This is a genomic window from Pseudomonas sp. LY-1 (assembly GCF_053502595.1).
Window position 1 is genome coordinate 2872621 of the sequence record NZ_CP094353.1, and the last position, 26301, is coordinate 2898921.

General features: G+C 63.0%; 25 protein-coding genes and 2 pseudogenes. 10 read left to right on the forward strand and 17 right to left on the reverse strand.

Going from position 1 to position 26301, the window contains the following annotated elements:
• Window positions 1-9 precede the first annotated feature (9 nt).
• From MOQ67_RS13290 to ribBA, 4 genes are all read right to left on the reverse strand, one after another.
• Window positions 10-819: an ABC transporter permease gene (locus MOQ67_RS13290; protein WP_046383898.1), complete on the reverse strand. Its 810-nt coding sequence runs from the start codon at window positions 817-819 to the stop codon at window positions 10-12.
• Between the two features lie 6 nt (window positions 820-825).
• Window positions 826-1743, reverse strand: coding sequence for an ABC transporter permease (locus MOQ67_RS13295; protein WP_046383897.1), 918 nt, complete (start codon window positions 1741-1743; stop codon window positions 826-828).
• Window positions 1740-2765, reverse strand: a complete 1026-nt coding sequence (locus MOQ67_RS13300) for an ABC transporter substrate-binding protein (protein WP_046383896.1) — start codon at window positions 2763-2765, stop codon at window positions 1740-1742. The genes MOQ67_RS13295 and MOQ67_RS13300 overlap by 4 nt, the downstream gene beginning before the upstream one ends.
• 226 nt (window positions 2766-2991) lie before the next feature.
• Window positions 2992-4101 (reverse strand): bifunctional 3,4-dihydroxy-2-butanone-4-phosphate synthase/GTP cyclohydrolase II, encoded by a 1110-nt coding sequence (gene ribBA / locus MOQ67_RS13305; protein ID WP_079443541.1) that lies wholly within the window; start codon window positions 4099-4101, stop codon window positions 2992-2994.
• A 69-nt stretch (window positions 4102-4170) separates the two neighbouring features.
• Between ribBA and MOQ67_RS13310 the strand changes: the two genes are divergently transcribed.
• Window positions 4171-4464: a DUF1330 domain-containing protein gene (locus MOQ67_RS13310; RefSeq protein ID WP_104903452.1), complete on the forward strand. Its 294-nt coding sequence runs from the start codon at window positions 4171-4173 to the stop codon at window positions 4462-4464.
• A 324-nt stretch (window positions 4465-4788) separates the two neighbouring features.
• Here MOQ67_RS13310 and MOQ67_RS13315 read toward each other — a convergent pair whose 3' ends face one another.
• The 10 genes and pseudogenes from MOQ67_RS13315 to MOQ67_RS13360 all read right to left on the reverse strand — a co-directional run bounded on the left by MOQ67_RS13315 (window position 4789) and on the right by MOQ67_RS13360 (window position 13208).
• The gene (locus tag MOQ67_RS13315; protein ID WP_104903450.1) at window positions 4789-5352 is read right to left on the reverse strand and encodes an NUDIX hydrolase; all 564 of its coding nucleotides are present in this window, start codon (window positions 5350-5352) and stop codon (window positions 4789-4791) included.
• 2 nt (window positions 5353-5354) lie between these two features.
• A complete protein-coding gene (locus MOQ67_RS13320) occupies window positions 5355-6107 on the reverse strand; it encodes a GntR family transcriptional regulator (RefSeq protein WP_104903449.1) in 753 nt (250 codons plus the stop codon).
• Window positions 6108-6130: 23 nt separating this feature from the next.
• Window positions 6131-6520 carry a carboxymuconolactone decarboxylase family protein gene (locus tag MOQ67_RS13325; protein ID WP_046383892.1) on the reverse strand — a complete coding sequence of 130 codons (390 nt, stop codon included), beginning with the start codon at window positions 6518-6520 and terminating at the stop codon, window positions 6131-6133.
• A gap of 13 nt (window positions 6521-6533) precedes the next feature.
• Window positions 6534-7019, reverse strand: coding sequence for a flavin reductase family protein (locus MOQ67_RS13330; RefSeq protein WP_104903448.1), 486 nt, complete (start codon window positions 7017-7019; stop codon window positions 6534-6536).
• A gap of 12 nt (window positions 7020-7031) precedes the next feature.
• The gene (locus tag MOQ67_RS13335) at window positions 7032-8513 is read right to left on the reverse strand and encodes an aldehyde dehydrogenase (protein WP_046383891.1); all 1482 of its coding nucleotides are present in this window, start codon (window positions 8511-8513) and stop codon (window positions 7032-7034) included.
• Entirely contained in the window at window positions 8510-9343 is an 834-nt protein-coding gene (locus MOQ67_RS13340; protein WP_046383890.1) for an alpha/beta fold hydrolase, read from the reverse strand. The genes MOQ67_RS13335 and MOQ67_RS13340 overlap by 4 nt, the downstream gene beginning before the upstream one ends.
• 42 nt (window positions 9344-9385) lie before the next feature.
• Window positions 9386-9976, reverse strand: coding sequence for an amino acid synthesis family protein (locus MOQ67_RS13345; protein ID WP_046383889.1), 591 nt, complete (start codon window positions 9974-9976; stop codon window positions 9386-9388).
• Between the two features lie 265 nt (window positions 9977-10241).
• Window positions 10242-10784 (reverse strand): annotated as a pseudogene (locus tag MOQ67_RS13350) (methyl-accepting chemotaxis protein); the annotation flags it as partial.
• 318 nt (window positions 10785-11102) lie between these two features.
• Window positions 11103-12185: pseudogene (locus tag MOQ67_RS13355) on the reverse strand (HAMP domain-containing protein); the annotation flags it as partial.
• Window positions 12186-12317: 132 nt separating this feature from the next.
• The gene (locus tag MOQ67_RS13360; protein ID WP_104903446.1) at window positions 12318-13208 is read right to left on the reverse strand and encodes a bestrophin family protein; all 891 of its coding nucleotides are present in this window, start codon (window positions 13206-13208) and stop codon (window positions 12318-12320) included.
• Window positions 13209-13388: 180 nt separating this feature from the next.
• Here MOQ67_RS13360 and MOQ67_RS13365 point away from each other — a divergent pair, with 180 nt between their 5' ends.
• Both MOQ67_RS13365 and MOQ67_RS13370 read left to right on the forward strand, forming a co-directional pair.
• A complete protein-coding gene (locus tag MOQ67_RS13365) occupies window positions 13389-13652 on the forward strand; it encodes a hypothetical protein (protein WP_198718027.1) in 264 nt (87 codons plus the stop codon).
• Entirely contained in the window at window positions 13649-14404 is a 756-nt protein-coding gene (locus MOQ67_RS13370) for a Fic family protein (RefSeq protein ID WP_104903445.1), read from the forward strand. Before MOQ67_RS13365 ends, MOQ67_RS13370 begins: the two co-directional genes overlap by 4 nt.
• Before the next feature lie 44 nt (window positions 14405-14448).
• Here MOQ67_RS13370 and MOQ67_RS13375 read toward each other — a convergent pair whose 3' ends face one another.
• Window positions 14449-14748, reverse strand: a complete 300-nt coding sequence (locus tag MOQ67_RS13375) for an ArsR/SmtB family transcription factor (protein WP_032804674.1) — start codon at window positions 14746-14748, stop codon at window positions 14449-14451.
• A gap of 89 nt (window positions 14749-14837) precedes the next feature.
• On the opposite strand from MOQ67_RS13375, the gene MOQ67_RS13380 reads away from it, so the two are divergent.
• Complete coding sequence (locus MOQ67_RS13380) at window positions 14838-15929, forward strand: NADH:flavin oxidoreductase/NADH oxidase (RefSeq protein WP_046383887.1); 1092 nt, start codon at window positions 14838-14840, stop codon at window positions 15927-15929.
• A gap of 181 nt (window positions 15930-16110) precedes the next feature.
• Here MOQ67_RS13380 and MOQ67_RS13385 read toward each other — a convergent pair whose 3' ends face one another.
• A complete protein-coding gene (locus MOQ67_RS13385; protein ID WP_017847891.1) occupies window positions 16111-16833 on the reverse strand; it encodes a FadR/GntR family transcriptional regulator in 723 nt (240 codons plus the stop codon).
• A 47-nt stretch (window positions 16834-16880) separates the two neighbouring features.
• The gene (locus MOQ67_RS13390) at window positions 16881-18617 is read right to left on the reverse strand and encodes an IlvD/Edd family dehydratase (RefSeq protein ID WP_017847890.1); all 1737 of its coding nucleotides are present in this window, start codon (window positions 18615-18617) and stop codon (window positions 16881-16883) included.
• A gap of 193 nt (window positions 18618-18810) precedes the next feature.
• Between MOQ67_RS13390 and MOQ67_RS13395 the strand changes: the two genes are divergently transcribed.
• From MOQ67_RS13395 to araG, 6 genes are all read left to right on the forward strand, one after another.
• Complete coding sequence (locus tag MOQ67_RS13395) at window positions 18811-20133, forward strand: MFS transporter (RefSeq protein WP_017847889.1); 1323 nt, start codon at window positions 18811-18813, stop codon at window positions 20131-20133.
• Window positions 20134-20148: 15 nt separating this feature from the next.
• On the forward strand, window positions 20149-21141 hold the full coding sequence (gene araD1, locus MOQ67_RS13400) for an AraD1 family protein (RefSeq protein ID WP_102618254.1): 993 nt from the start codon (window positions 20149-20151) through the stop codon (window positions 21139-21141).
• 11 nt (window positions 21142-21152) lie between these two features.
• The gene (locus tag MOQ67_RS13405) at window positions 21153-22733 is read left to right on the forward strand and encodes an aldehyde dehydrogenase (NADP(+)) (protein ID WP_198718028.1); all 1581 of its coding nucleotides are present in this window, start codon (window positions 21153-21155) and stop codon (window positions 22731-22733) included.
• A 36-nt stretch (window positions 22734-22769) separates the two neighbouring features.
• On the forward strand, window positions 22770-23633 hold the full coding sequence (locus MOQ67_RS13410) for an SMP-30/gluconolactonase/LRE family protein (RefSeq protein ID WP_017847886.1): 864 nt from the start codon (window positions 22770-22772) through the stop codon (window positions 23631-23633).
• A gap of 160 nt (window positions 23634-23793) precedes the next feature.
• On the forward strand, window positions 23794-24798 hold the full coding sequence (locus MOQ67_RS13415) for a substrate-binding domain-containing protein (RefSeq protein ID WP_448675936.1): 1005 nt from the start codon (window positions 23794-23796) through the stop codon (window positions 24796-24798).
• Window positions 24795-26297 carry an L-arabinose ABC transporter ATP-binding protein AraG gene (gene araG / locus MOQ67_RS13420; RefSeq protein WP_090234823.1) on the forward strand — a complete coding sequence of 501 codons (1503 nt, stop codon included), beginning with the start codon at window positions 24795-24797 and terminating at the stop codon, window positions 26295-26297. The genes MOQ67_RS13415 and araG overlap by 4 nt, the downstream gene beginning before the upstream one ends.
• Window positions 26298-26301 lie beyond the last annotated feature (4 nt).

Consider the following 26301-nt stretch of genomic DNA (forward strand, 5'->3'; position numbering starts at 1 on the left):
CCTGGGCGCTCAAGCGCGGGTTTCTGTGCGCCGGCGAACGGCGGCGGCGATGACCATGACCAGCACCGAGAGGCCGATCAGCAGCGTCGAGGCGACGGCGATCACGGGTGTCAGGTCCTGACGCAGGGTGGTCCACATTTTCACGGGAAGGGTTTGCAGGGTCGGGCTGGCCATCATCACGCTGAGCACCACTTCGTCCCATGACACGAGAAAGGCGAACAGCGCACCGGCCACCATCCCCGGGCGAATCGCCGGGAAGGTCACCTTGAACACCGCCTGCAGGCGCGACGCACCGCAGATCACCGCGGCGTCTTCAATCGACTGATCGAACAGTTTCAGCGAGTTGATGATCGAGATGATGGTGAACGGCAACGCGACAATCACGTGGCTGACCACAAAGGCGAACATCGTGCCGGTGTAGCCGAGCTTGAGGAACAGCGCGTACACCGCCACGGCGATGATCACCAGTGGCACGATCATCGGCAGGGTGAACAGGCCATAGAGCAGTTCGCGGCCGGGGAAGCGCCCGCGCACCAGGGCAAATGCGCTGGGCAGGCCCAGCGCCACGGCGAACACGGTGGTCAGCACGGCGACCTTGAGGCTGGCCAGCGCCGCGTTCATCCAGTCGGCGTTGGAGAAGAACTGGCCGTACCATTTCAGCGTCCAGCCCGGTGGCGGGAACACCAGCCATTGCGACGAGCCGAACGACAGCAGCACGATAAACACGATCGGCAGCAGCAGGAACAGCCCAATCAAACCGGTGGTGGCGTAGAGGCCCAGACGCATCCTGCGGCTCATGGCATTCGGAGTCAGCAGCATGACGGCTTACCTCGCATGGCTGGCGCCAACCGGGGATTCCGGCTGAAGCTTCAGGTAGAAGTAGAACAGCACCAGCGTGATGAAGATCAGCAACGCGGCACCGGCACTGGCCAGGCCCCAATTGAGGAACGACTGCACCTGCTGGATGATGAACTCGGGCAGCATCATGTTCTGCGCACCGCCGAGCAACGCCGGGGTGACGTAGTAACCGAGGGACATCACGAACACCATCAACCCGCCGGAAAACAACCCCGGCCGGCACAGCGGCAGGAACACCCGGAAGAAGTTGGTCCACGGGCTCGCGCCACAGATGGAGCCGGCCTGCAGGATCATCGGGTCGATGGCCTGCATGGTCGCCTGCAACGGCAGCACGATGAACGGGATCATGATGTAGCTCATGCCGATCACCACGCCGGTGAGGTTATGCACCATCTCCAGGGGCACATCGATGATGCCCATGGCCAGCAGCGCCTTGTTGATCACCCCCGAGGCTTGCAGCAACACCAGCCAGGAATAGGTGCGGGCCAGCAGGCTGGTCCACATCGACAGCAGCACGATATTCAGCATCCAGCGGCCCCAGCCGCGTGGCACCAGGGTAATCGCCCAGGCCAGCGGGAAGCCCAGCAACAGGCTGAACAGGGTCACCAGGCCCGCCACCGAAAAGGTGTTGAGCAGCACGCGGGCGTAGGCCGAGTTGGCGAACAGCTGTTCATAGTTGCCCAGGCCCGGCACGGGCTCCAGCACGCCGCGCAGCAACAGCCCGATCAGCGGTGCGAGGAAGAACAGGCCGAGGAACAGCAGGGCCGGGATCAGGTTGCCCGCCCCGCGCCAGCGCTGGGCCAGGGGCGGCGATACGGCTTTGCTGCAAACCGCGCCGGCAGCGCCGAGGGCGCTCCCGGTCGGTGTGGTTGCCGTCATTTTCATTTGACTAGCCATTCATTCCACCGTGTCGCAATGGCCGGACCGTTCTTGGCCCAGTAGGCGAAATCGAGGGTGATCTGGTCCTTGGCATACGCCGTCGGCAGGTTGGGCGCCAGGACTGAATCCAGGCGCTGCACGCTGTCGATATTCACCGGTGCATAAGCGGTCAGGTTGGAGAAATCGGCCTGGCCCTTGGCGCTGCTGGCACTGGCCAGGAACTTCATCGCGGCGGCTTTGTTTTTGGTGCCCTTGGGCACGACGAGGATGTCGGCCATGACCAGGTTCTGCTTCCAGCTGACGCCCACCGGTGCGCCATCTTCCTGCAGGGCGTGGATGCGACCGTTCCAGAACTGGCCCATGCTGACTTCACCGGAGGCCAGCAGTTGCTGCGATTGCGCGCCGCCGCCCCACCAGACGATGTCTTTTTTGATGGTGTCGAGTTTCTTGAAGGCGCGGTCCAGGTCCAGGGGGTAGAGCTTGTCGGCGGGTACGCCGTCGGCGAGCAGGGCCAGTTCGAGCACGCCAGGGCTTGGCCATTTGTAGAGGGCGCGTTTGCCGGGGTAGGTCTTGGTGTCGAACAGCGCGGTCCAATCCTGGGGCTTGGCGGCGCCGAGTTTGCTTTCGTTGTAGCCGAGCACGAAGGAGAAGAAGAACGAACCGACGCCATGGTCGGAGACGAAGCGCGGGTCGATCTTGTCGCGCTGGATCACCGAGAAGTCCAGGGGTTCGAGCAGGCCTTCGGCGGCGGCGCGCAAGGCGAAGTCGGCCTCTACGTCTACCACGTCCCACTGCACGTTGCCGCTTTCGACCATGGCCTTGAGCTTGCCGTAGTCGGTCGGGCCGTCTTGCACCACGGTGATGCCGCTGGCCTTGCTGAAAGGGTCGGCCCACGCCTGCTTCTGCGCATCCTGGGTGCTACCGCCCCAGCTCACGAAATTCACGCTTTCGGCCGCCAGGGCCGCGTGAGTGACCGTAGCCAATAAACCCGCGAACAGCACTGCGGTTGCACGTTTGTTCAACACCATTTTCACGCCCTCATTTGTTGTGTTTTTGAGCGGGCTTGGTAATGCCCGCCTATCGGGAGCAGTAGGTCCATCGGAGCCTCTAATCGAGGCCCAAAAGGCGACCGTGCCAAGGGCTGTTATTGGTGCTGTCCCTGGCGGGCGCACTTGGCGAAAGCGTTCGGTCTATGGAATATCATATTATGGTATTCCAAACTTTGTGCAAGCATTTTGCCTTACCGGTTATCCGTCACTCGGTGAAGGGAATGCTCTCGACTACCTCCAGGTCGTAGCCAGTCAGCCCGGCGTATTTCAGGGGCGGGCCGAGGTGACGCAGCTTGCCGACGCCCAGGTCCTGCAATATCTGCGCCCCGGTGCCGACTTCCGAATAAATCCGCGATTGTGAACGGTTGAACTGGCGCGGCGCCTGGGTCAGTTGCGGTACGCGCTCCAGTAATGCCTGGGACGATTCATGATTGGCCAGCACCACCACCACGCCACGACCTTCGGCCGCGACGCGTTGCAGGGCGGCCCACAGCGTCCAGTTGGACGGACCGCTGTAGTCGGCACCGACCAGGTCGCGCAGCGGGTCGATCACATGCACGCGCACCAGCGTAGGTTCATCGCGGCGCAACGGGCCCATCACCATGGCCATGTGTACACCACCGTCGATGCGGTCTTCAAAGGTGATCAGGCGGAACGTGCCATGCACCGTGGGCAGGTCGCGTTCGCCAATGCGCGCCACGGTGCGTTCGGTGCTGAGGCGGTAGTGAATCAAGTCGGCGATAGTGCCGATCTTGATCCCGTGCTTGCGCGCGAAGATCTCCAGCTCAGGTCGGCGGGCCATGGTGCCATCGTCGTTCATCACTTCGACGATCACCGAGGCTGGCGTATGCCCGGCCAGGCGTGCCAGGTCACAGCCGGCTTCGGTGTGGCCGGCGCGGGTCAGCACGCCGCCGTCTTTGGCGCGCAACGGAAAGATGTGCCCGGGCTGCACGATATCGGCCGGCCCGGCATTCACGTCCACGGCCGCCGCCACCGTGCGTGCGCGGTCGGCGGCAGAGATACCGGTGGTCACACCGCTGGCCGCTTCGATGGACACGGTAAACGCGGTGCTGAACGCGCTGCCATTGCTCGGTACCATCTGCTCCAGGCCCAGGCGCTGGCAGTGTTCGTCGGTGAGGGTCAGGCAGATCAGACCACGGGCTTCACGGGCCATGAAACTGATAGCCTCGGCACTGCAGCACGCCGCAGGCAGCAGCAGGTCGCCTTCGTTTTCCCGGTCTTCGTCGTCTACCAGGAGCACCATCTTGCCTTGGCGGTAGTCTTCGATGATGTCTGCGATGCTGTTGAAGGACATGTTGGGTGCTCGATTTGTTGGTTGTATGTATTATGGTATACCACAAAAATCAAGCAAGAGGATGTTGCGATGAAGGCCTACTGGATTGCCCATGTAGATGTGTCCGATGCAGAGCAGTACACGCAGTACACCCAACGCGCGCCGGCGGCGTTTGCGCAGTTTGGCGGGCGGTTTCTGGCCAGGGGCGGGCGCAGCGAAGCGATGGAAGGCGGGCCGGCGCGGCAGCGTAATGTGGTGATTGAGTTCGATAGCTATGAGCAGGCGGTGGCGTGTTACGAATCCGCCGAGTATCAGGCGGCGAAGGTCCACCGCGAGGGCGTGGGACAGGCGCAGATCATCATCGTGGAAGGCCTGGCGCCTTAGGTATATCAGTCCAAGTATTGTTCCCAATGTGGGAGGGGGCTTGCTCCCGACGGCAGTGGTTCAGTCACCTCATTCAGTGGCTGACACACCGCTATCGGGGGCAAGCCCCCTCCCACATTGGGTTCGGTGGTGTGGAGTAGGATGCGTTGCAGCGCCCTGGTTTCGACGATGAGCAGGGCTGATTCGTGGCTGAATAAACGCGCTTCAAACTGTGGGAGGGGGCTTGCCCCCGATAGCGGTGTGTCAGCCAACGACGATGTTGAATATGCCACTGCCATCGGGAGCAAGCCCTCTCCCACATTTGAACCGAGTTCAGCTTGAGGATCAGCGGATGAAGTGGATCTTGCCGCTGTCGTCATTCCCGATGTAGATGCCATACACCCCGGCCTGGCGTTCCTCGATGTAGCGTTCGAGGATCTGCCGGATCGCCGGGTAGTAGATGCTGTCCCAGGGAATGTCCTCGGGCGCGAAGAATTGATAGTCGAGGGTTTCCGGCCCGAACTGGCCGGTGATCTCCTGCGCGATGGCGCGGAAGATGATGTACACCTCGCTGATCTTCGGCACGCTGAAGATTGAGTAGGGCGAGACGATCTCGGCGCGCACGCCGCTTTCTTCCCAGACTTCGCGCAACGCGGCCTGTTCGGTGGTCTCGCCGCCTTCCATGAAACCGGCCGGCAGGGTCCAGGTGCCGGGGCGCGGTGGGATCGCCCGTTGGCACAGCAGGTACTTGCCGTCCTGCTCGATGATGCAGCCGGCGATGATCTTGGGATTGATGTAGTGGATATAGCCGCAACCGCGGCACATCAGGCGCTCATGCGTATCGCCCGGAGGCAACTGGTGACCGAGGTCACTGCCGCCGCATTTGGGGCAAAAGCTTGGCCTGAACACGGTCAGTGACCTATACGCGGTTCTTTGAGGGCGATGGGCAGGGTGATCTCGGGGATCTTGCCGGTCTCTTCCTGTTTGCGCTTGAGGTAATCCAGGGCCACGGCCGCCGCCGCGCGCACGTGGTCGACGCAGGCCTGGTGGGCGGCGAGCGGGTCGCCGCTCTTGATCGCCTGGACCATGCGTTCCATTTCCTGATTGCTGGTGCCGCGACGGTTTTCCTGGGACACCGACGTGGCGCGCAGGTAGCTGATGCGCGCCTGCAATTGACGCAACTGGGTGGCGGCCACGCGGTTGCCGGAGCCTTCAAGCAACACGTCGTAGAAACCCTGTACCGAATCGATGACCTGTTGCAGTTCGCCGTCCTTGAGGGCCTTGCGGTTTTCCTCCAGGGCTTTTTCCAGGGCCTTGATGTCCTTGGCCTTGGCGCGCAGGGTGAACAGCTGCACGATCAAACCTTCGAGCACGCAACGCAGTTCATAGATGTCGACGGCATCGGCCAGGGTGATGATCGCCACCTGGGGCCCCTTGGCATCGGCGAATTCCACCAGACCTTCGGACTCCAGGTGACGCAAGGCTTCGCGCACCGAGGTACGGCTGACGCCGAGGCGGTCGCACAGGTCGCGTTCCACCAGGCGATCACCCGGCAGCAGCTGGAAGTTCATGATGGCGCTGCGCAGTTTCTCCAGCACGATTTCGCGCAGGGTGACCGGGTTGTGATTGACCTTGAAGCTGTCGTCGAGGGGCAGGCGTTTCATGGGGGCTGCTCTGAATGGGGCGGTTAACGGGATGCCTCGGCATCGGCTTCGGCGAAGGCTTCCCGGGCCAGCCGGAAGCTGTCCACGGCGGCGGGAACCCCGCAATAGATGCCGACCTGAAGCAGAATTTCGCGTATTTGTTCACGACTCAGGCCGTTACGCAAGGCGCCGCGCACATGCAGCTTGAGCTCGTGAGGCCGATTGAGGGCCGAAATCATTGCCAAGTTTATCATGCTGCGTTCTTTAAGCGACAAACCCTCCCGGCCCCACACATGGCCCCAGCAGTATTCGGTGACCATCTCTTGCAAGGGGCGGGTGAAGTCGTCGGCGTTCTCGATCGAGCGCTGCACATAGGCTTCGCCCAGCACCTGGGTGCGGATCTTCAGGCCCTGCTCATACTTTTCGTTGCTCATTGCACACAGCTCCTCAAGCCAGGGTGGGCAGCGGGCCCAGCTTGCCTTTGTGATAGATCATCGGCGTGATCGGTTGCTCGGGCAGGATCAGGTTCTTCACGGCGCCGACGATGATCGCGTGATCGCCGCCGTCGTATTCGCGCCACAGCTCGCACTCGATGATCGCCGTGGCCTTGGCCAGCAGCGGGTTGCCCAATTCGCTCAGGTGCCACTCGATGCCCTTGGCTTTTTCCTTGCCTTTGCTGGCGAAGGCATAGGCTTCGGCGGTCTGGTCGGCGGACAGCAAGTGAATCGCAAAGCGCTTGCTGTCACGCAGGATCGGGTAGGTGTCCGACGCATAGTTGGGGCAGAACAGCACCAGGGCCGGGTCGATCGACAGCGCGCTGAACGCGCTGGCGGTGATGCCGACGATGCCGCCGTCCGGGTCGAGGGTGGTGACCACCGTGACCCCGGACGGGAACGAGCTCATGACGTCTTTGTAAATGCCGGGTTCGATCATGGTTGTGGACTCTTAACGCATCACAAAAGGATCAGGCATGGGCGCCTGGGAGAGGTTGATCCACACCGTCTTCAGCTCGGTGTAGGCCAGCACCGAATCGATGCCGCTTTCGCGTCCGTAGCCGCTGTTCTTGAAGCCGCCGATGGGGGCCATGGCCGAGACCGCGCGGTAGGTGTTGACCCAGATGATCCCCGAGCGCACATCGCGCGCCAGGCGGTGGGCGCGCCCGAGGTCGCGGGTCCAGATACCGGCAGCGAGGCCGAACTGCGAGTCGTTGGCGATGGCCAGTGCTTCGGCTTCGTCCTTGAAACGGATGACCGAGGCCACCGGCCCGAATACTTCCTCTTGCATGATCTTCATCGAGTTGCGGTCGCACTCGAACAGCGTCGGCTCATAGAACCAGCCTTCGCCGAGGTTCTGCGGGCGCTTGCCGCCGGTGCGCAGGCGTGCCCCTTCGGCGATGGCGTCCGCCACCAGGCCTTCGACCACGGCCAGTTGCTGCGCGGTGGCCATGGGGCCCATTTCGCTGGCGTCGTCTTGCGGGTTGCCGATGCGGATGCGTTGGGCGCGCGCTACCAGGCGCTCGACGAATTCGTCGTAGATAGCGTCCTGCACCAGCAGGCGCGAACCGGAGACGCAACTCTGCCCGGACGCCGCGTAGATGCCGGCGATTGCACCATTGATGGCGCTGTCGAGGTCGGCGTCGGCAAAAATGATATTCGGCGACTTGCCGCCCAGTTCCAGGGAGAGTTTGGCGAAGTTCTCCGCGCTGCTGCGCACCACATGCCTTGCCGTGGCCGCGCCGCCGGTAAAGGCGATCTTGCGCACCAGCGGGTGGCGGGTGAGGGCGGCGCCGGTGCTGGGGCCAAAGCCTGTGACCACGTTGACCACGCCCGCTGGAATGCCGGCTTCGAGGGCCAGGCGCGCCAGTTCCAGGACGGTCGCCGAGGCATGTTCCGACGGCTTGATCACGATGGTATTGCCCGCCGCCAGGGCCGGCGCGAGTTTGATCGCGGTCAGGTACAGCGGGCTGTTCCACGGAATGATCGCAGCGACTACGCCCATGGCTTCATGCACGGTGTAGGCGAACAGGTCGGGCTTGTCCAACGGCAGGGTGCCGCCTTCGAGCTTGTCGGCCAGGCCGGCGGTATAGTGGAAAAACTCCGGCAGGTAGCTGACCTGGCCACGGGTTTCGCGGATCAGCTTGCCGTTGTCACGGCTTTCCAGCTGGGCCAGGTGTTCCTTGTTCGCGGCGATCAGGTCACCCAGGCGGCGCAGCAGTTTGCCCCGCGCGGTGGCGGTGAGGCCGCGCCAGGCCGGGCTGTCGAAGGCGCTTTGCGCGGCCTGCACGGCGCGCTCCACGTCGGCTTCGTCGGCGTCGGGCAATTGCGCCCAGGGTTCGGCCAGGGCCGGGTTGAGGCTGTCGAAGGTCTTGCCGGAGAGGGCATCGACCCATTCACCGCCGATGCACATCTGGAAGCGTGCGAGTGTCATGCAACGATCCCCTTGATTGGAGTGTTTTGGGCGTACACCGTGTCGAGGAACCCCAGCAGCAACTGGTTGACCAGGCGCGGCGATTCTACCGGCATCATATGCCGTTGCTCGGCCAGCACCGCAACGCTGGCGCCGGGAATGCGATCTGCCAGTTGCCGGGCCATTTCCGGGGTCGAGCCAGGGTCGAGTTCGCCGGTGGCGACCAGGGTCGGTGCGCGCAACCCCGGGAGGTCGTCGGCACGGTACATGTCCTGGGTCGCAAACAGTTCATAGGTGGTCAGGTAACCCTGGGGGTCGTTGCCCGCCAGGGTTTCACGCAGCGCGGCGATCTGCGCCGGGTTGGCCGCCTGGTATTCACGGCTGAACCAGCGCGACAGTGCGGCTTCGGCATTCGCGTCGGGGCCGTGTTCGGCGGCCTGGGCGGTACGTGCGATGACCCCGGCACGCTGTTCAGGGCTGCGGTTGAACACACTGTTGAGCACCACCAGGCCCTTCAGGCGCTCGGGGTAATGCAAGGCAAACGCCCGCGCGACCAGGCCGCCCATGGAAAACCCGATCACCGTGGCCTGGGGCAGTTGCAGGTGGTCGAGCAGTTCCAGCAACTGGTCGGCATAGCCGAGCAGCGGGGTGTCGGCGGCCGGGCGCGGGCTGGCGCCATGGCCGAGCATGTCATAGGTGATCACGCGGTAGTTCGTGGCCAGGCCAACGACTTGCCCGCCCCACATTTCTTTATTCAGGCCCACGCCGTGGATCAAAACCACAGGCTGGCCTTGGCCGGTCGCCAGATAACTGGTGCCAGCCGGGGTGCGTTCAGCGGTGAGCCGAATCATGGAGCGCTCCTGCATGCTTTTTGTTGGGGTGGCCGGTCTTGCTTACTGGGCTTTTTCAGCCGCCAGCTCTTCCAGGTCGATATAACGGTTGCCGATGCGCGGATGCAGGCGGCCGCCATCGGCGCAACCCAGGACCACGACGATTTCGTCGGCACGCGGCGCATCTTCGATCTGCATCTCCAGGGTGATGTAGTGCGAACGCAGGCCTTCGTCGTCCTTGTGCATCATCGGGATCTGGATCGACGTGCCCGGGCCGCCGCGCTTGTTGGTAAAACTCAGGTAGCTCTTGGCCTTGACCGCCTCACGGTAGTGGTTGCCGAAGCGCAGGGTGTGGATGATCGCGCTGGCATGTTCGATCTCGCCGTCGGCACCGACCACTGCCGCCTTGCCGTAGGCCTCGATTTTTTCCGCGCCGCCGATGATGCCCACCAGGCGTTCGACCATCAGCGCGCCGAGGTCGGAGCAATTGGCACGGATCTCAGGCTTGAGGTCTTCGACGAAACCGCGACCCAGCCAAGGGTTTTTCAGCACCACGGCCAGGCCGACCATGGTCACGGGAGTGTCCGCGGCTTTACCGCCTTCGATAAAGGTTTCTTCTACGTAGCTGACGATCTTGCGGATTTCGAAACTCATGGGCTGCTCCGTCTGATGTGAGAGGTATGCGTATGATGGTATACCATAATACGAGAATCGCAATAGACGTCAGCACGTTCGAATGATCGGCGGTTGCACGCCAGCCTTATCCGCGGATGCGGACAGTGACGCCGAGGTCGGCGGGAGGTATTGGCGTATTGATGCACCTCAAGGCGACCGGTTGCGCGGTCGGGCTCAAGGTAGAGGCTGGCGTGGGGTAAGCAGCAGAGGCGGTGAGTGGCTCACCGCCTTGCATTGGCGGGGGTTAGAACTTGAAGCGGCCTACCAGGCCTTTGAGCTGCCCGGAGATATCCGTCAAACGGCCAGAGCCGGTCTGCGCCGAGTGGGCAAAGTCTTCCACCAGTTGGGCATCGGCGTGGATTTGCGCGATGTGCTGGTTGATCTGTTCGGCGACCTGGTGCTGTTCCTCGGCGGCGGTGGCGATCTGGGTGTTCTGGTCGCGGATCGAGTCCACCGAGCCTTGGATCTTGTCGAAGCTGTCGCGGGCCTGCTGGATGCGTTCCACACTGGTTTGCGACACCTGCAGGCTGCCTTGCATCTGCAGGGTGACTTCCTGGGTGCGGCGTGCGAGGTTGCCGAGCAGGCTGTCGATCTCGCCGGTGGAGTCGGCGGTGCGGCGGGCCAGGGCGCGCACTTCGTCGGCGACCACCGCGAAGCCGCGGCCCTGGTCACCGGCGCGCGCGGCTTCAATCGCCGCGTTGAGCGCCAGCAGGTTGGTCTGCTCGGCAATCGAGCGGATCGTGTCGAGGATGGTGTTGATGTTTTTGCTGTCCTGCTCCAACTGCTGCATGGTCTGGGTCGACTTTTGCAGGTCTTCGCTCAGTTTGAGCACGCTGCCGGTGGCTTCGCCGATATGCTGCTGGCCGTCGTGTACATCGCGGTAGCCTGCGTCGGCGCTGGACGCGGCGGCGCTGCAGGAGCGGGCGACTTCGTTGGCGGTGGCCACCATTTCGTTGAATGCGGTACTCACCAGCTCCACGGCTTCACGTTGGCGACCGGCGGCCTGGTTCAGGTTGTTGGCCACTTCGCGGGTGTCGGCGGCGGCGCTTTGCAGGTCGGAGGATGCGCTGCCGATGCGCTGTACCAGCTGGGCGATCATGCCCAGGAACTGGTTGAACCAGCCGGCCAGGCTGGCGGTTTCGTCCTTGCCTTGCACCTTGAGTTGGCGGGTGAGGTCGCCTTCACCTTCGGCGATTTCTTGCAGGCCGTCGGCGACCCCGCGAATCGGGCGCACGATCATGCTGGCGAAGCTCGCGCCGACAATTGCGAAGACCACGGCGAGTACCGCTGCGATGGCTGCGATCAGCCAGGTCAGGCGGGTGGCGTCGGCCATGACTTCGTCGCGCTTGATCAAGCCGATAAAGCGCCAGCCCAGGTCTTTGGAGCTGACCACGTTGGCCATGTAGGCCACCCCATCAATATCCACTTGGGTCACGCCGTCGCCGCGCTTGGCCAGTTCGGCGTAGTTGGCGCCGAGTTCGGCCATCGGCTTGAAGTTGTGCTTGGCGTCGCTGGGGTCCACCAGCACGTTGCCGTTGGCCTCCACCAGCATCAGGTAGCCGCTGTCGCCCAGCTTGATGTTGCGCACCAGTTCGGTGAGCTGTTTGAGCGAGACGTCCAGGCCGACCACGCCGAGCAGGGTGCCGCTGGCGTCGACCACGGTGTGGACCGTGCCGATCAGCACCACATCGTCCGGTGCCCAGTAATAGGCCCCGGTCCGCACGGTGGTGCCCGGAGCGGCCACGGCGGCTTTGTACCAGGGGCGTACACGCGGGTCGTAGTTGTTCAGTTTGGTGTCGTCAGGCCAGCTCGCATAACCGCCGTCGCTCAGGCCCAGGGACAGGTAGGCGGTGCTTGGGTGGCTTTTGGCGAACTGCTCGAATATCGCCAGCAGCTCTTTATTCGTCGGCGTCAGCGGGATTTGTGCGGCGTCGGCACCGGCGTAGTTCTTCAGCTCCTTGGCCGCGACAACGCGAGGGTCTTTGGCCACGTACTCGACGTTCTGGCTGATGCCGTCGAAGAACTGCTTCATGCCGTTATCGATCTGACGGATCTCGCGGCCGCTGCTGTCGAGGAAATTGGCCACAGCCGCCTCGCGCAGGTTCAGCACCACCAGCACCGCCACCAGGATAACCGGCACGCACGCGATGGCCGCAAACGCCCAGGTCAGCTTTTGCTTGATATTCATGACTTCTCCCGCGGGTATTTATAGTTTTGGCAAGGGGAAAACAGTAGCGTCGCATGTATTGTTATGAGGGGTGCGCCCATGCGTACCCCTTATATCGACCGTCGGGGCACGCACTTGAGGCCGTGGAGGCGTTCAGCCGATACGGTTGCCGCCCAGCGCATCGCGCTGCATCGACTGCAGGTTGTTCTCGATGGTTTCGCAGATGGTTTCCATCTGGATCTGATGTTCGCTGGAGTGAAACGGGCTTTGCAGGTCGGTGCCGATGCGCTCGATGGCCAGCAGCATGAAGCCCACCACCGTGGAGGCCAGCGGGGTGAACCAGCCCAGGGATTCGACCAGGCCCACCGGCACGATCAGGCAGAACAACGAAATGAACAGGCGCGGGAAGTACACGTAAGGGTAGGGCAGCGGGGTATTGGCGATGCGTTCCATGCCGCCCTGGGCGTTGGACAAATCCACCAGCGTCGACTCCAGCCGCGCCAGGCGGATGCTGTCCAGGTGCCCGGCCTTGTATTCCCTGGCCAACAGCGCCGCCGAGCCGGTGAGGATGTCATTGGCGAAATTATTGGTGGCGCCGTTGCGCGCAAATTCCTCGGCCGGAATAAATGCTCGCACCTCGTCCGGGCACGACCGGCCCTTGAGATGGGCGGCCAGGCAGTTCACATAGGCCACATGGCGGCGCAACAGGGTGGCCTTTACCGGGTTCACGTCGTTGCCGAGGTCATCCAATAGCGTCAGCACCTGCCGCGCGAAACTGCGCGAATTGTTGACCATCGCGCCCCATAAGGTGCGCGCTTCCCACCAGCGGTTGTAGGCGCTGCTGTTACGAAAACTGATCAGCACCACCAGCGCTGAACCGAGCAAGGTCAGCGGCATCAGCGGCAGGTTGATCTTGGTGGTGAGAAACAGCATGAAGTCCACGGTGACGGCGACGTCCCACAGCAACAGCCAGAACAGGGCCCAACCGACATAGCCCATGGTTTTGATGATCAGGCGGTATTTTTTGACGATGGCGGCTTTCAAACGGAGACCTCGCGGCGAGCGGTAAGCAACAGTGCCTAAGCTCGGACGTTGGTTTGCCGTGAAAGGTTCGGTGAAGGAGGGCGGTACACCGGATCAAATCAATGATTGCGCCCGTCGAGCTGGGTAGAGAGCAAGGATCACCACCATGCTATGCTCGAAAAGCTAACAGAGGGATTCCAAATGACGAGTACAACCGATGTCAGTATTGCCAGCAAAGTGCGCAGGCTGGCTAAAGTGCATCATGTCACCGCTGAACGTGACAGCATCAGCCGAATGGCGGTTGCCATCACCGGACTGGCTGGTGATGCGGTCGAATTGGATGGCGTGGAACAGTTATTGGTCAACCTTAAGCGCAAGGGTATTTTGAGCAAGTCGGAAACCCTTGCACTTCAAGGCAGTTATCTTCAGGAGAAGCGCCGCGCCAAGAAGAAACTCAGCGCATGAGTTTTGATCCTTTCGGAGATTTTGATACCGCTGGATATCTTCAAAACGCGTTACAGCTTAAAGATCCTATGGAGGTCAAGGAGTCCGAGCATCTGTCCTTTGAGTTGAGCGTGGAAGATGCACTGGGTTATTTGGCCAAGAAAAAACCGATTGATTACAAGTCGGTCCTCAAAGTACACGAAATCTTGTTTTCTGATTTCTATCACTGGGCGGGTAAAGATCGAAATGATCTGGTGCCGCATCTTGCCGTATTCAAGGGTTCCCACGACGATCCTTGGCACACTGTCTTTGAACATCCTGGCTCGATCAAGCGCTCCATTGACTATGCGCTTGAACTGGCGTCGAACAAGAAGCGCTTCAGAGAGCGTCCTGGCGATGTGATGGGGCAACTAGCATTTGCGCACCCTTTTCTTGATGGTAATGGGCGCACGATTCTGCTTGTTTTCATGGAGCTTTGTTATCGCTCCAAGTTCGCCATTGAGTGGTCGAAAACGAACAAGGACGATTATCTTCGGGCACTTAGCGAAGAGCTCAGGGCACCGTTCAAGGGGCATCTGAATAATTACTTGAAACCCTTTGTCGTCGATATTGCCCACCGTGATGAATGGCCGGGCATGATAGGTGGCATCAAGGGATTGGATGGCCTGGATAAAGAAGGGATAACTTACGAAAATCTGGACGATCCTGAGGTTCAACAGATCTACAAAACCTATCGAGCACAACTGATCGATACGCCCCCGTCCGCAAAATAGAGCAGTGACGTAATACGTTCGGATCGCTGTCCTGATCCTATCGTTTACCGCTGAGCCAGAACACTCGCCAGCAACCCGGGAAAACGCGCCTCAAGCACATCCGCGCGCAACGAATTCAGATGCGTGGTGCCGACGCTGCGGGTGTGGACCAGCCCGGCATCGCGCAGCACGCGGAAGTGGTGGGACATGCTGGATTTCGGCCGCCCGCCGTCCAGTTCGCCGCAGGTGGCCTCGGGCACGTCGGCCAGGTAGCGGATGATTTCCAGGCGCACCGGGTCGCTCAAGGCGTAGAGCACGCGTTCGAGTGTCAGGTCTTGCAGGGCGGGGTGTTTGAAGGCTCGCATAAAACAAATGATAACAGGGCTGGTGTTGAATACCATAGTTCGAATACCATCGAACTATCGAATCAATCACTCGCTCCTGGAGGTGCCTGATGGCTGCCTTGTTTGAACCCTACAAACTCAAAGACGTGACCTTGCGCAACCGCATCGCGATCCCGCCGATGTGCCAGTACATGGCCAACGACGGCATCGTCAACGACTGGCACCACGTTCACCTGGCCAGCATGGCCCGTGGCGGCGCTGGTTTGCTGGTGGTCGAAGCCACCGCGGTGTCCCCTGAAGGCCGTATCACTCCCGGTTGTGCGGGTATCTGGAGCGACGCCCACGCCCAGGCGTTCGTGCCGATGGTCAAGGCCATCAAGGCTGCTGGCGCGGTGCCAGGCATTCAGATCGCCCACGCCGGTCGCAAGGCCAGTGCCAACCGCCCATGGGAAGGCGACGACCATATCCCCGCTTCCGATGCGCGCAGCTGGGAAACCATTGCGCCTTCGGCCATTGCGTTCGGCGCCAACCTGCCTAACGTGCCGCGCGCCATGACCCTGGACGACATCGCCCGCGTGCGCCAGGACTTCGTCGACGCCGCCCGCCGTGCCCGCGACGCCGGTTTTGAATGGATCGAACTGCACTTCGCCCACGGTTACCTGGGCCAGAGCTTTTTCTCCGAACATTCCAACCAGCGCACCGACGCCTACGGCGGCAGCTTCGACAATCGCAGCCGTTTCCTCCTGGAAACCCTGGCCGCCGTGCGCGAAGTCTGGCCGGAAAACCTGCCGTTGACCGCGCGTTTCGGCGTGATCGAATACGACGGCCGTGACGAGCAGACGTTGACCGAATCCATCGAACTGGCCCGTCGCTTCAAGGCCGGTGGCCTCGACCTGCTGAGCGTCAGCGTCGGCTTCACCATTGCAGACACCCAGATCCCGTGGGGCCCGGCGTTCCTCGGGCCGATCGCTGAGCGCGTGCGTCGCGAAGCCGGCATCCCGGTCACTTCGGCCTGGGGGTTTGGCACGCCGCAATTGGCGGAAGGTGCGTTGCAGGCCGGGCAGGTGGATTTGGTCTCGGTGGGGCGCGCGCATCTGGCTGATCCGCATTGGGCGTACTTTGCCGCCAAGGAACTGGGGGTAGAGAACGCCTCCTGGACCTTGCCTGCGCCGTATGCCTATTGGTTGGAACGCTATCGCTGAGGCGGCCGCTCAGCCCGACCTGTGGGAGATGTCACACCGATGCCGGCAGGCCCGCCGCCATCGAAGCCTCGCTGGGGCTCGACATCTCCCACATTTGATCTCCAGGGCTGACAGAAAGTGTTCTTGCGCCCCTACCTTGCGGGTGCCGTCGAGCCTCACGGTTGTCGAACGAGGGTGTGGCTTATAACGGCGTCAGCACATTCATCACCGTATCCAGCGCCACCCGCGTGTCGTCCAGTTGCACCAGCGAGGCATGCCGGGCGCCGAGGGCGTCGCGGTTCTGGATCGCGGTGAGGATCGCTTTGTGCCGGGGCAGGCTCAGGCCCTGGATATCCGGGCGGCGGTTGGTGATGTTGATCGACTCGCGCAGCGGCAGCGACAGCATGTTGCACATATACGCCAGCAGGTCGTTGCGCGTGGCGTCGGCAATCGCACGGTGGAAGTCCAGGTCGGCCTGTAGCAGCGCGTCGTGGGTCTGCGCGGTTTCCATGCCGAGGTAGGCTTTTTCGATGGTGGCGATGTCTTCAGCGGTCGCGGTGGTCGCGGCCATGGCGGCGATTTCCGGTTCGAGGATGCGCCGCACGCCAGCCAGGGTGTTGAAGAACTCGCTATGGGGGGTGGACTGCATCAACCAGGACAGTACGTCCGGGTCGAGCAGGTGCCACTTCACCCGCGGCCGCACCACCGCGCCCACCCGTGGCTTGGAATACACCAGGCCCTTGGCGCTGAGCACCCGGGTCGCCTCGCGCAATACCGAGCGGCTGACCTTGTATTCCTCACACAGCGTGGCCTCCATGGGCAGTCGTTCTTCTGGCTTGAAGCGACCGGAAACGATGTGCATGCCCAAGTCCTGGACGATCTGGGCATGCATGCTCTTGCGCGGCTTGGACGGCTGGTGATCCATAACGACAGGGATGCTCTGGCTAAATAGGCGGCATCATAGCATCCCAATTAGTGGGAATGACGTGGGACTTCGGCCCCGCGGCAACCCACCAGGAAATCGAAGTCGCAGCCCTGGTCCGCCTGCAGCACATGGTCGATGTACAGCTGGCGGTAGCCGCCGACGATCAGCTTCTGCGGTGGTTTCAGGTCAGCCATGCGTGCCGCCAGCTCGGCGTCGGGGATGTCCAGGTGCAAGCGCCCGTTGGCGCAGTCGAGTTCGATCCAGTCGCCTTCGCGCACCGCGGCCAACGGCCCGCCGGCAGCGGCTTCCGGTGCGACGTGCAAGACCACCGTGCCATACGCCGTGCCGCTCATGCGCGCATCGGAGATCCGCACCATGTCGGTCACGCCCTGGGCCAGCAGCTTGGCGGGCAGGCCCATGTTGCCGACTTCGGCCATGCCCGGATAACCCTTGGGCCCGCAGTTTTTCATGACCAGGATCGAGTGGGCGTCCACCTCCAGTTCCGGGTCGTTGATGCGCGCCTTGTACATGTCGAAATCCTCGAACACCACGGCGCGGCCACGGTGCTGCATCAGCTCCGCGCTGGCGGCCGACGGCTTGAGCACCGCGCCCAGCGGGGCTAGGTTGCCGCGCAGCACACAGATGCCGCCGTCGGCGCGGATCGGGTTGTCGAGGGTGCGGATCACTTCGTCCTGGCCGTAGATCGGCGAGTCCTTGGTGTTCTCGCCCAGCGACTTGCCGTTGACGGTCAAGGCGTTCGGGTGCGGGATCAGGTTGGCTTCACCGAGCCGGCGCAGCACCGCCGGCAGGCCGCCGGCGTAGTAGAACTCTTCCATCAAGAAACGCCCGGACGGTTGCAGGTCGACGATGGTCGGCATGCCGCGCCCGATGCGCGTCCAGTCGTCCAGGTCCAGCTCCACGCCGATGCGCCCGGCGATGGCTTTGAGGTGGATCACCGCATTGGTCGAGCCGCCGATGGCCGCGTTCACGCGGATCGCGTTTTCGAAGGCTTCCTTGGTGAGGATCTTCGACAGCTTCAAGTCTTCGCGCACCATCTCCACCGCACGCATGCCGGACATATGCGCCAGCACATAACGCCGTGCATCCACCGCCGGGATCGCCGCGTTGTGGGGCAGGGAGGTGCCGAGTGCCTCGGCCATGCAGGCCATGGTCGACGCGGTGCCCATGGTGTTGCAGGTGCCCGCCGAACGCGACATGCCGCCCTCGGCCGCGAGGAAGTCATCCAGGCTGATGGTGCCGGCCTTGACCTGTTCGCTGAGCTGCCACACCACCGTGCCTGAGCCGATGTCCTGGCCCTTGTGCTTGCCGTTGAGCATCGGCCCGCCGGTGACCACGATGGCCGGCACGTCGCAACTGGCGGCGCCCATCAGCAGCGCCGGGGTGGTTTTGTCGCAACCGGTCAGCAACACCACGCCGTCGATGGGGTTGCCGCGAATCGCTTCTTCCACGTCCATGCTCGCCAGGTTGCGCGTGAGCATGGCGGTGGGGCGCAGGTTCGATTCGCCATTGGAGAACACCGGGAATTCCACGGGGAAGCCGCCGGCCTCGATCACGCCGCGTTTGACGTGCTCGGCGATCTGGCGGAAATGCGCGTTGCACGGCGTCAATTCCGACCAGGTGTTGCAGATACCGATGATCGGTTTGCCATGGAACTGATGGTCGGCGATGCCCTGGTTCTTCATCCAGCTGCGGTACATGAAGCCGTTCTTGTCGGCGGTACCGAACCACTGGGCGGAGCGTAGGCCGGGCTTTTTATCAGGCATGATGGTTTCTCTTATTGTATGACTATATGTTCTATGCGTGCTTAAACATAAGCGCAAAATCGAAGCTTTGGAAGAGTTGTTTTGCAAATAGTCCTACTATATAGTCTGGCTTAACTGAGGTATGGCCCTGGCGGATTTTCGCGAGAGGCGTCCCCCGAGCTTCTATAAAAACAACAATCGGAGATCGACCCCCATGAGCCAGGAACTGCGGCTTATACGGCGCATCACGCTGAAACTGATTCCCTTCCTCATCCTGCTGTACCTGATCGCCTACGTGGACCGCTCCGCCGTGGGTTTCGCCAAGCTGCACATGGGCGCCGACGTCGGCATCGGTGATGCGGCCTACGGTTTGGGCGCGGGTCTGTTCTTCATTGGCTATTTCCTGTTCGAGATCCCCAGCAACCTGATGCTCGATCGCTTCGGCGCGCGGCGCTGGTTCGCGCGCATCATGCTCACCTGGGGCGCCATCACCATCGGCATGGCGTTCGTGCAGGGGCCACACAGCTTCTATGTGATGCGCTTTCTGCTCGGCGCGGCGGAGGCGGGGTTCTTTCCCGGCGTTCTGTACTACATCACCCAGTGGTTCCCGGTGCGCCATCGCGGCAAGATCCTCGGGCTGTTCATCCTCTCCCAGCCGATCGCGATGATGATCACCGGCCCCGTGTCCGGCGGCCTGCTGGGCATGGACGGCGTCCTCGGCCTGCACGGCTGGCAATGGCTGTTCATCGTCATCGGCACCCCGGCGCTCCTGCTCACCTGGCCGGTGCTGCGCTACCTGCCGGACGGCCCCAAGCAGGTCAACTGGATGAGCGAGGACGAAAAAACCTGGCTCACCGGCGAACTGGCCAAGGACCTGCAAGCCTACGGCCAGACCCGCCACGGCAATCCACTGCACGCCCTCAAGGACAAGCGCGTGTTGCTGCTGGCGCTGTTCTACCTGCCGGTGACCCTGAGCATCTACGGCCTGGGCCTGTGGTTGCCGACCCTGATCAAGCAGTTCGGCGGCACGGACCTGGTTACCGGCTTTGTGTCGGCGGTGCCGTATATCTTCGGCATCGTCGGGCTGTTGATCATCCCGCGCAGTTCCGACCGTTTGAACGACCGCTATGGCCACCTGGCGGTGCTCTATGTACTGGGTGCCATCGGCCTGTTCTGCAGTGCCTGGCTGAGTGTGCCGGTGCTGCAAATGGCCGCGCTGTGCCTGGCGGCGTTCGCACTGTTTTCCTGCACGGCGGTGTTCTGGACCCTGCCGGGGCGGTTTTTCGCCGGTGCCAGTGCGGCAGCGGGCATTGCGTTGATCAACTCGGTGGGCAACCTCGGCGGCTATATCGGCCCGTTCGTGATCGGCGCGCTCAAGGAATACACCGGCAACCTGGCTTCGGGCTTGTACTTTTTGTCCCTGGTGATGGTGTTCGGGCTGGTCTTGACCGGCGTGGTCTACCGCGTGCTGGAGCGCAAGCATGTGCTGCCTGCCGAGCAATTCGCCGCCAGTGCCCGTGGCGCCACACGTACTTAATCGAGGAGAAGTTTCATGCGTTTAGTTCAGTTCGAGGTGTCCAACGGCGAGCGCCGGGTCGGTGTGGTGGAGGGCAGCCAGGTGCGCGAAGTGCTCAGCGCCCACAGTGTGCGCGAGTTGGCGCTGGCCGCGATCGAAGCCGGCGTGGGCCTGGTGCAGCAGGTGCAGAGCCTCGGCCTGGGCGACAGTCATCATTACGCCGAGCTGCTGGCCGCCCTGAAGATCCTGCCACCGCTGGACCACCCGGACCCGGCCCATATGCTGATCAGCGGCACCGGCCTGACCCACCTGGGCAGCGCGTCGGCGCGGGACAAGATGCACCAGCAGGCCGGTGACGACAGCGCGTTGACCGACACCATGCGTATCTTCAAGTGGGGCGTGGAAGGCGGCAAACCGGCGGCCGGCCAGGCGGGCGTGCAGCCGGAGTGGTTCTACAAGGGCGACGGCAGCATCGTGGTGCGCCCCGGCGCGGCGTTCCCGGTGCCGCCCTTTGCCGAAGACGCCGGCGAAGAGCCGGAGATCGGCGGACTGTATGTGATCGGCCACGACCGCAAGCCCTATCGCCTGGGTTTCGCGGTGGGCAACGAGTTCTCCGACCATGTGATGGAACGCAAGAACTACCTGTACCTGGCCCATTCCAAACTGCGCAGTTGCAGCTACGGCCCGGAGTTGCGCGTGGGCGAGTTGCCCCGGCATCTTGCGGGCACCAGCCGCATCCTGCGTAACGGCGAGGCGATCTGGCAGAACGAGTTCCTCAGTGGCGAGGCCAATATGTGCCACAGTCTGGAAAACCTTGAGTACCACCACTTCAAGTACAGCCAGTTCCTCAAACCCGGCGATGTACACATTCATTTCTTCGGCACCGCCACCCTGTCATTCGCCGACGGTATACGTACTCAACCGGGCGATGTGTTCGAGATCAGCCAGGCCGAGTTCGGTGCTCCGCTGGTCAATCGTGTCGGCAGTGCCGACGCCGTCTTCGAACCCGGCGACGTCATCACCCTTTAAAGGAGAGCCACATGCCCCAGTTCCTTGGTCACAACTACATCGGCGGCCAGCGCAGCGCCAACGGCAGCGTCAAGCTCCAGAGCATGGATGCTGCGACCGGCGAAGCCTTGCCCCAGGATTTTTACCAGGCGACCCCGCAAGAAGTCGACGCCGCCGCCCAGGCTGCCGCGGCGGCTTACCCGGCCTACCGCGTCTTGAGTGCCGCGCGGCGTGCGCAGTTCCTCGACGCGATCGCCGACGAGCTGGATGCCCTGAGCGATAACTTCATCGACCTGGTGTGCCGCGAAACGGCGCTGCCCGCCGCGCGAATCAAGGGCGAACGCGGGCGCACCAGTGGGCAGATGCGTCTGTTCGCCAACGTCTTGCGTCGCGGCGATTTCTACGGTGCGCGCATCGACAAGGCCCTGCCGGATCGCCAGCCCCTGCCACGCCCGGACCTGCGTCAGTACCGCATCGGCCTGGGCCCGGTTGCCGTGTTTGGTGCGAGCAACTTCCCCCTGGCGTTTTCCACGGCGGGCGGGGATACCGCCGCCGCGTTGGCGGCCGGCTGCCCGGTGGTGTTCAAGGCCCACGGCGGGCATATGGCCACGGCCGAACGCGTCGCCGATGCGATCATTCGCGCGGCCGAGGCCACCGAGATGCCGGCGGGCGTGTTCAACATGATCTTTGGTGGCGGCGTCGGTGAAGCGCTGGTCAAGCACCCGGCGATCCAGGCGGTCGGCTTTACCGGCTCGCTCAAGGGCGGGCGCGCCCTGTGCGACATGGCGGCGGCGCGTCCGCAGCCGATCCCGGTATTCGCCGAGATGTCGAGCATCAACCCGGTCATCGTGTTGCCCCAGGCCCTGCAGGCGCGGGCCGAAACCGTGGCACGCGAGCTGACTGCCTCGGTGGTGCAAGGCTGCGGCCAGTTCTGTACCAACCCCGGTCTGGTGATCGGCCTCGCGTCGCCGGCCTTCAGCGCGTTCACCCAGCAGGTGGCGCAACTGATCGGCGATCAGCCGGCGCAGACCATGCTCAATGCCGGCACCTTGAGCAGCTATGACAAGGGCCTGCAAAAACTGCTGGCGCACCCCGGCATCCAACACCTGGCCGGTCAGGCTCAAGCCGGGCAACAGGCGCGGCCGCAGTTGTTCAAGGCCGATGTCAGCCTGCTGATCGACGGCGATGAAGTGCTGCAAGAGGAAGTGTTCGGCCCCACCACGGTGTTCGTCGAAGTCGCCGACCAGGCCCAGCTCAGCGCCGCCTTGCATGGCCTGCACGGCCAGCTCACGGCGACGATCATCGGCGAGCCGGCCGACCTGCAACAGTTCGCCGAACTCACGCCGCTGCTGGAGCAGAAAGTCGGGCGTATCCTGCTCAACGGTTACCCGACCGGCGTGGAAGTCTGCGATGCGATGGTGCATGGCGGGCCGTACCCGGCGACGTCGGATGCGCGTGGCACCTCGGTCGGCAGCCTGGCCATCGACCGCTTCCTGCGCCCGGTGTGTTTCCAGAACTACCCGGACAGCCTGCTGCCCGACGCGTTGAAAAACGCCAACCCGTTGCGTATCCAGCGCCTGGTGGATGGCACTCCGTCACGCGACTCGCTGTAACGCGCACCTGAGAACAATAACAATCCAGGAGGCAACATGTCGTTTCACGCCGTCAGCGCACACCGTGCGCAACTGGGGGAGGGCCCGTTCTGGGACGTGCCCACCCAGGCCCTGTATTGGGTCGACATCGCTGGCAAACAGGCGCTGCGCCTGCTGGACGGGCAGTTGCAGGCCTGGCGGTTGCCGGAGCATGTGTCCGCGTTTATCCCGTGTGAACGCGGCGATGCGCTGGTGACCTTGAGCAGCGGCGTCTACCGACTGGACCTGGCGAGCGCCGCCTTGAGCCTGTTCTGCGTGGCCGACCCGCACGCGGGCAACCGTGGCAATGAAGCGCGCTGCGACGCCCAGGGCCGCCTGTGGCTGGGCACCATGCAGAACAACATCGGCGAGCACGGCGAAGACCTGCCCGTTACACGACGTTCCGGCGGGCTGTTCCGTGTGGATGCCGATGCGCGGGTCACGCCGTTGCTGCACGGCCTGGGTATTCCCAACACCTTGCTGTGGAGCGACGACGGGCGCCAGGTGCATTTCGGCGACAGCCTCGACGGCACGCTGTATCGGCATGCGATCCAAGCGAACGGCCAACTCGACCCCGCCCAGCCCTGGTTCGGCCCGCATGGGCGCGGCGGGCCGGACGGGTCGGCGATGGACAGTCAGGGCTACATCTGGAACGCGCGCTGGAACGGCAGTTGCCTGCTGCGCCTGACGCCGGACGGTGAAGTCGATCGCATCGTCGAACTGCCCGTCAGCCGCCCCACCAGTTGCGTGTTCGGCGGGCCCGACCTCACGACCCTGTACATCACCAGCGCCGCCAGCCCTCTCGAACACCCCCTGGATGGCGCGGTGCTTGCCATCGAGGTCGATGTGCCCGGTAAACCCTGTCACCGCTTTGCCGGATAAACGCTATACCGCTTCACCGCTTTACCCCTGTAGGAGCGAGCTTGCTCGCGAAAAACGTTAACGATGACGCGTGCATCCTGAATGCACGCGGCGCTCTCAGGCTTTTCGCGAGCAAGCTCGCTCCTACAAAAAAAGAAAACAACAATAAGGAGTCAACCGTATGAATCGTCGTCGTGCTATCCGTTCCTTGTGCTGCGCCGCTGTGGCGGTCTCGGCCATCAGCTTGAGTGGGCTGTCGCTGGCCGCTGAAGCAGTAAAAATCGGCTTCCTGGTCAAACAAGCCGAAGAACCCTGGTTCCAGACCGAATGGGCCTTCGCTGAAAAAGCCGGCAAGGAACATGGTTTCACTGTGATCAAGATCGCTGTGCCCGACGGCGAGAAGACCCTCTCGGCCATCGACAGCCTGGCCGCCAACGGCGCCAAGGGCTTTGTGATCTGCCCGCCGGACGTGTCCCTCGGCCCGGCCATTGTCGCCAAGGCCAAGGTCAACGGCTTGAAAGTCATGGCCGTGGATGATCGTTTCGTCGACGCCAAGGGCAATTTCATGGAAGACGTGCCGTACCTGGGCATGGCCGCGTTCGAAGTCGGTCAGAAGCAAGGCGCGGCGATGGCCGCCGAGGCGAAAAAGCGCGGTTGGGACTGGAAGGATATCTACGCGGTGATCAACACCTTCAACGAACTCGACACCGGTAAAAAACGCACCGACGGTTCGATCAAATCCCTCGAAGAGGCCGGCATTCCTAAAGACCATATCCTCACCGCCGCGCTCAAGACCCTCGATGTGCCCGGCAGCATGGACGCCACCAACTCGGCGCTGGTCAAGCTGCCCAGCGGCGCGAAGAACCTGATCATCGGCGGCATGAACGACAACACCGTGCTCGGCGGCGTGCGCGCCACCGAAAGCGCCGGCTTCAAAGCCGCCAACGTGATCGGCATCGGCATCAACGGCACCGACGCCATCGGCGAGTTGAAGAAAGCCAACAGCGGTTTCTTCGGTTCGATGCTGCCCAGCCCGCACATCGAGGGCTACAACACCGCGCTGATGATGTACGAGTGGGTCACCACCGGTAAGGAACCGCCGAAGTACACCGCGATGGACGAAGTGACGCTGATCACCCGCGCCAACTTCCAGGAAGAACTGACCAAGATCGGGCTGTGGAAATGACCGCAGCGGCACTGCGCTTTGACGGCATCGGCAAAACCTTCCCCGGGGTCAAGGCGCTGGACAACATCAGTTTCACTGCCCACCCGGGGCAGGTACACGCGTTGATGGGCGAGAACGGCGCGGGCAAGTCGACGCTGCTGAAGATCCTCGGCGGCGCCTACATCCCGAGCAGCGGCAGCGTGCAGATCGGCGCGCAGACCATGGCCTTCAAATGCGCGGCCGACAGCATTGCCAGCGGCGTCGCGGTGATCCACCAGGAGCTGCATCTGGTGCCGGAAATGAGCGTCGCCGAGAACCTGTTCCTCGGGCATTTGCCGGCGCGTTTCGGCGTGGTCAACCGCAGCCAGCTGCGCCAGCGGGCGCTGGCGTGCCTCAAGGGCCTGGCCGATGAAATCGACCCGCAGGAAAAGCTCGGGCGCCTGTCCCTGGGCCAGCGCCAACTGGTGGAAATCGCCAAGGCGCTGTCGCGTGGCGCGCATGTGATTGCCTTCGATGAGCCCACCAGCAGCCTGTCGGCCCGCGAGATCGACCGGCTGATGGCGATCATCACGCGCCTGCGCGACGAGGGCAAAGTGGTGCTGTACGTGTCCCATCGCATGGAAGAAGTGTTCCGCATTTGCGACGCGGTCACGGTGTTCAAGGACGGCCGCTACGTGCGTACCTTCGACGACATGCGTGCGCTGAGTCACGACCAGTTGGTCACCTGCATGGTCGGTCGCGATATCCAGGACATTTACGACTATCGGCCGCGCGAGCACGGCGAGGTGGCGCTCAAGGTCGACGGTTTGCTCGGCCCGGGCTTGCGTGAACCGGTCAGCTTTGAGGTGCGCAAGGGCGAGATCCTCGGCCTGTTCGGCTTGGTCGGCGCCGGGCGCACCGAGTTGTTTCGCCTGCTCAGCGGCTTGCAGCGCGCCACGGCGGGGCAGTTGGAACTGTGCGGGCAAGCGCTGCAATTGCGCTCGCCGCGCGACGCCATCGCCGCCGGCGTGCTGCTGTGCCCGGAGGACCGCAAGAAGGAGGGCATCATCCCGCTGGGCAGCGTGGCCGAGAACATCAACATCAGCGCACGCGGCGCCCATTCCCGGTTCGGCTGGCTGCTGCGCGAGGGCTGGGAGCAGGGCAACGCCGAGCAGCAAATCCGCGGGATGAAGGTCAAGACGCCGAGCGCCGCGCAGAAAATCATGTACCTGTCCGGCGGCAATCAGCAGAAGGCCATTCTCGGCCGCTGGCTGTCGATGCCGATGAAGGTGCTGCTGCTGGACGAGCCGACGCGGGGCATCGACATCGGCGCCAAGTCGGAGATCTACCAGATCATCCATGACCTGGCGGCGAGCGGCATCGCGGTGATTGTGGTGTCCAGCGACTTGATGGAGGTGATGGGGGTTTCCGATCGCATTCTGGTGCTGTGTGAAGGCGCTTTGCGCGGCGAACAACGGCGCGAACACGCCACTGAATCCAACTTGCTGCAACTGGCCTTGCCGCGTGGCCTGGCGAACTGAGAGA

Bases quoted from the DNA above. Each gene is read 5' to 3' on its own strand.
- MOQ67_RS13310 (WP_104903452.1), top strand. From the start codon at position 4,171: ATGAAGGCCTACTGGATTGCCCATGTAGATGTGTCCGATGCAGAGCAG.
- MOQ67_RS13365 (WP_198718027.1), top strand. From the start codon at position 13,389: ATGACGAGTACAACCGATGTCAGTATTGCCAGCAAAGTGCGCAGGCTG.
- MOQ67_RS13405 (WP_198718028.1), top strand. From the start codon at position 21,153: ATGCCCCAGTTCCTTGGTCACAACTACATCGGCGGCCAGCGCAGCGCC.
- MOQ67_RS13325 (WP_046383892.1), bottom strand. From the start codon at position 6,520: ATGAGCAACGAAAAGTATGAGCAGGGCCTGAAGATCCGCACCCAGGTG.
- araD1 (WP_102618254.1), top strand. From the start codon at position 20,149: ATGCGTTTAGTTCAGTTCGAGGTGTCCAACGGCGAGCGCCGGGTCGGT.
- MOQ67_RS13345 (WP_046383889.1), bottom strand. From the start codon at position 9,976: ATGAGTTTCGAAATCCGCAAGATCGTCAGCTACGTAGAAGAAACCTTT.
- MOQ67_RS13390 (WP_017847890.1), bottom strand. From the start codon at position 18,617: ATGCCTGATAAAAAGCCCGGCCTACGCTCCGCCCAGTGGTTCGGTACC.
- MOQ67_RS13330 (WP_104903448.1), bottom strand. From the start codon at position 7,019: ATGATCGAACCCGGCATTTACAAAGACGTCATGAGCTCGTTCCCGTCC.
- MOQ67_RS13295 (WP_046383897.1), bottom strand. From the start codon at position 1,743: ATGAAAATGACGGCAACCACACCGACCGGGAGCGCCCTCGGCGCTGCC.
- MOQ67_RS13415 (WP_448675936.1), top strand. From the start codon at position 23,794: ATGAATCGTCGTCGTGCTATCCGTTCCTTGTGCTGCGCCGCTGTGGCG.
- MOQ67_RS13370 (WP_104903445.1), top strand. From the start codon at position 13,649: ATGAGTTTTGATCCTTTCGGAGATTTTGATACCGCTGGATATCTTCAA.
- MOQ67_RS13375 (WP_032804674.1), bottom strand. From the start codon at position 14,748: ATGCGAGCCTTCAAACACCCCGCCCTGCAAGACCTGACACTCGAACGC.
- MOQ67_RS13290 (WP_046383898.1), bottom strand. From the start codon at position 819: ATGCTGCTGACTCCGAATGCCATGAGCCGCAGGATGCGTCTGGGCCTC.
- MOQ67_RS13395 (WP_017847889.1), top strand. From the start codon at position 18,811: ATGAGCCAGGAACTGCGGCTTATACGGCGCATCACGCTGAAACTGATT.
- ribBA (WP_079443541.1), bottom strand. From the start codon at position 4,101: ATGTCCTTCAACAGCATCGCAGACATCATCGAAGACTACCGCCAAGGC.
- MOQ67_RS13385 (WP_017847891.1), bottom strand. From the start codon at position 16,833: ATGGATCACCAGCCGTCCAAGCCGCGCAAGAGCATGCATGCCCAGATC.
- MOQ67_RS13380 (WP_046383887.1), top strand. From the start codon at position 14,838: ATGGCTGCCTTGTTTGAACCCTACAAACTCAAAGACGTGACCTTGCGC.
- MOQ67_RS13410 (WP_017847886.1), top strand. From the start codon at position 22,770: ATGTCGTTTCACGCCGTCAGCGCACACCGTGCGCAACTGGGGGAGGGC.
- MOQ67_RS13335 (WP_046383891.1), bottom strand. From the start codon at position 8,513: ATGACACTCGCACGCTTCCAGATGTGCATCGGCGGTGAATGGGTCGAT.
- MOQ67_RS13300 (WP_046383896.1), bottom strand. From the start codon at position 2,765: ATGGTGTTGAACAAACGTGCAACCGCAGTGCTGTTCGCGGGTTTATTG.
- MOQ67_RS13340 (WP_046383890.1), bottom strand. From the start codon at position 9,343: ATGATTCGGCTCACCGCTGAACGCACCCCGGCTGGCACCAGTTATCTG.
- MOQ67_RS13320 (WP_104903449.1), bottom strand. From the start codon at position 6,107: ATGAAACGCCTGCCCCTCGACGACAGCTTCAAGGTCAATCACAACCCG.
- araG (WP_090234823.1), top strand. From the start codon at position 24,795: ATGACCGCAGCGGCACTGCGCTTTGACGGCATCGGCAAAACCTTCCCC.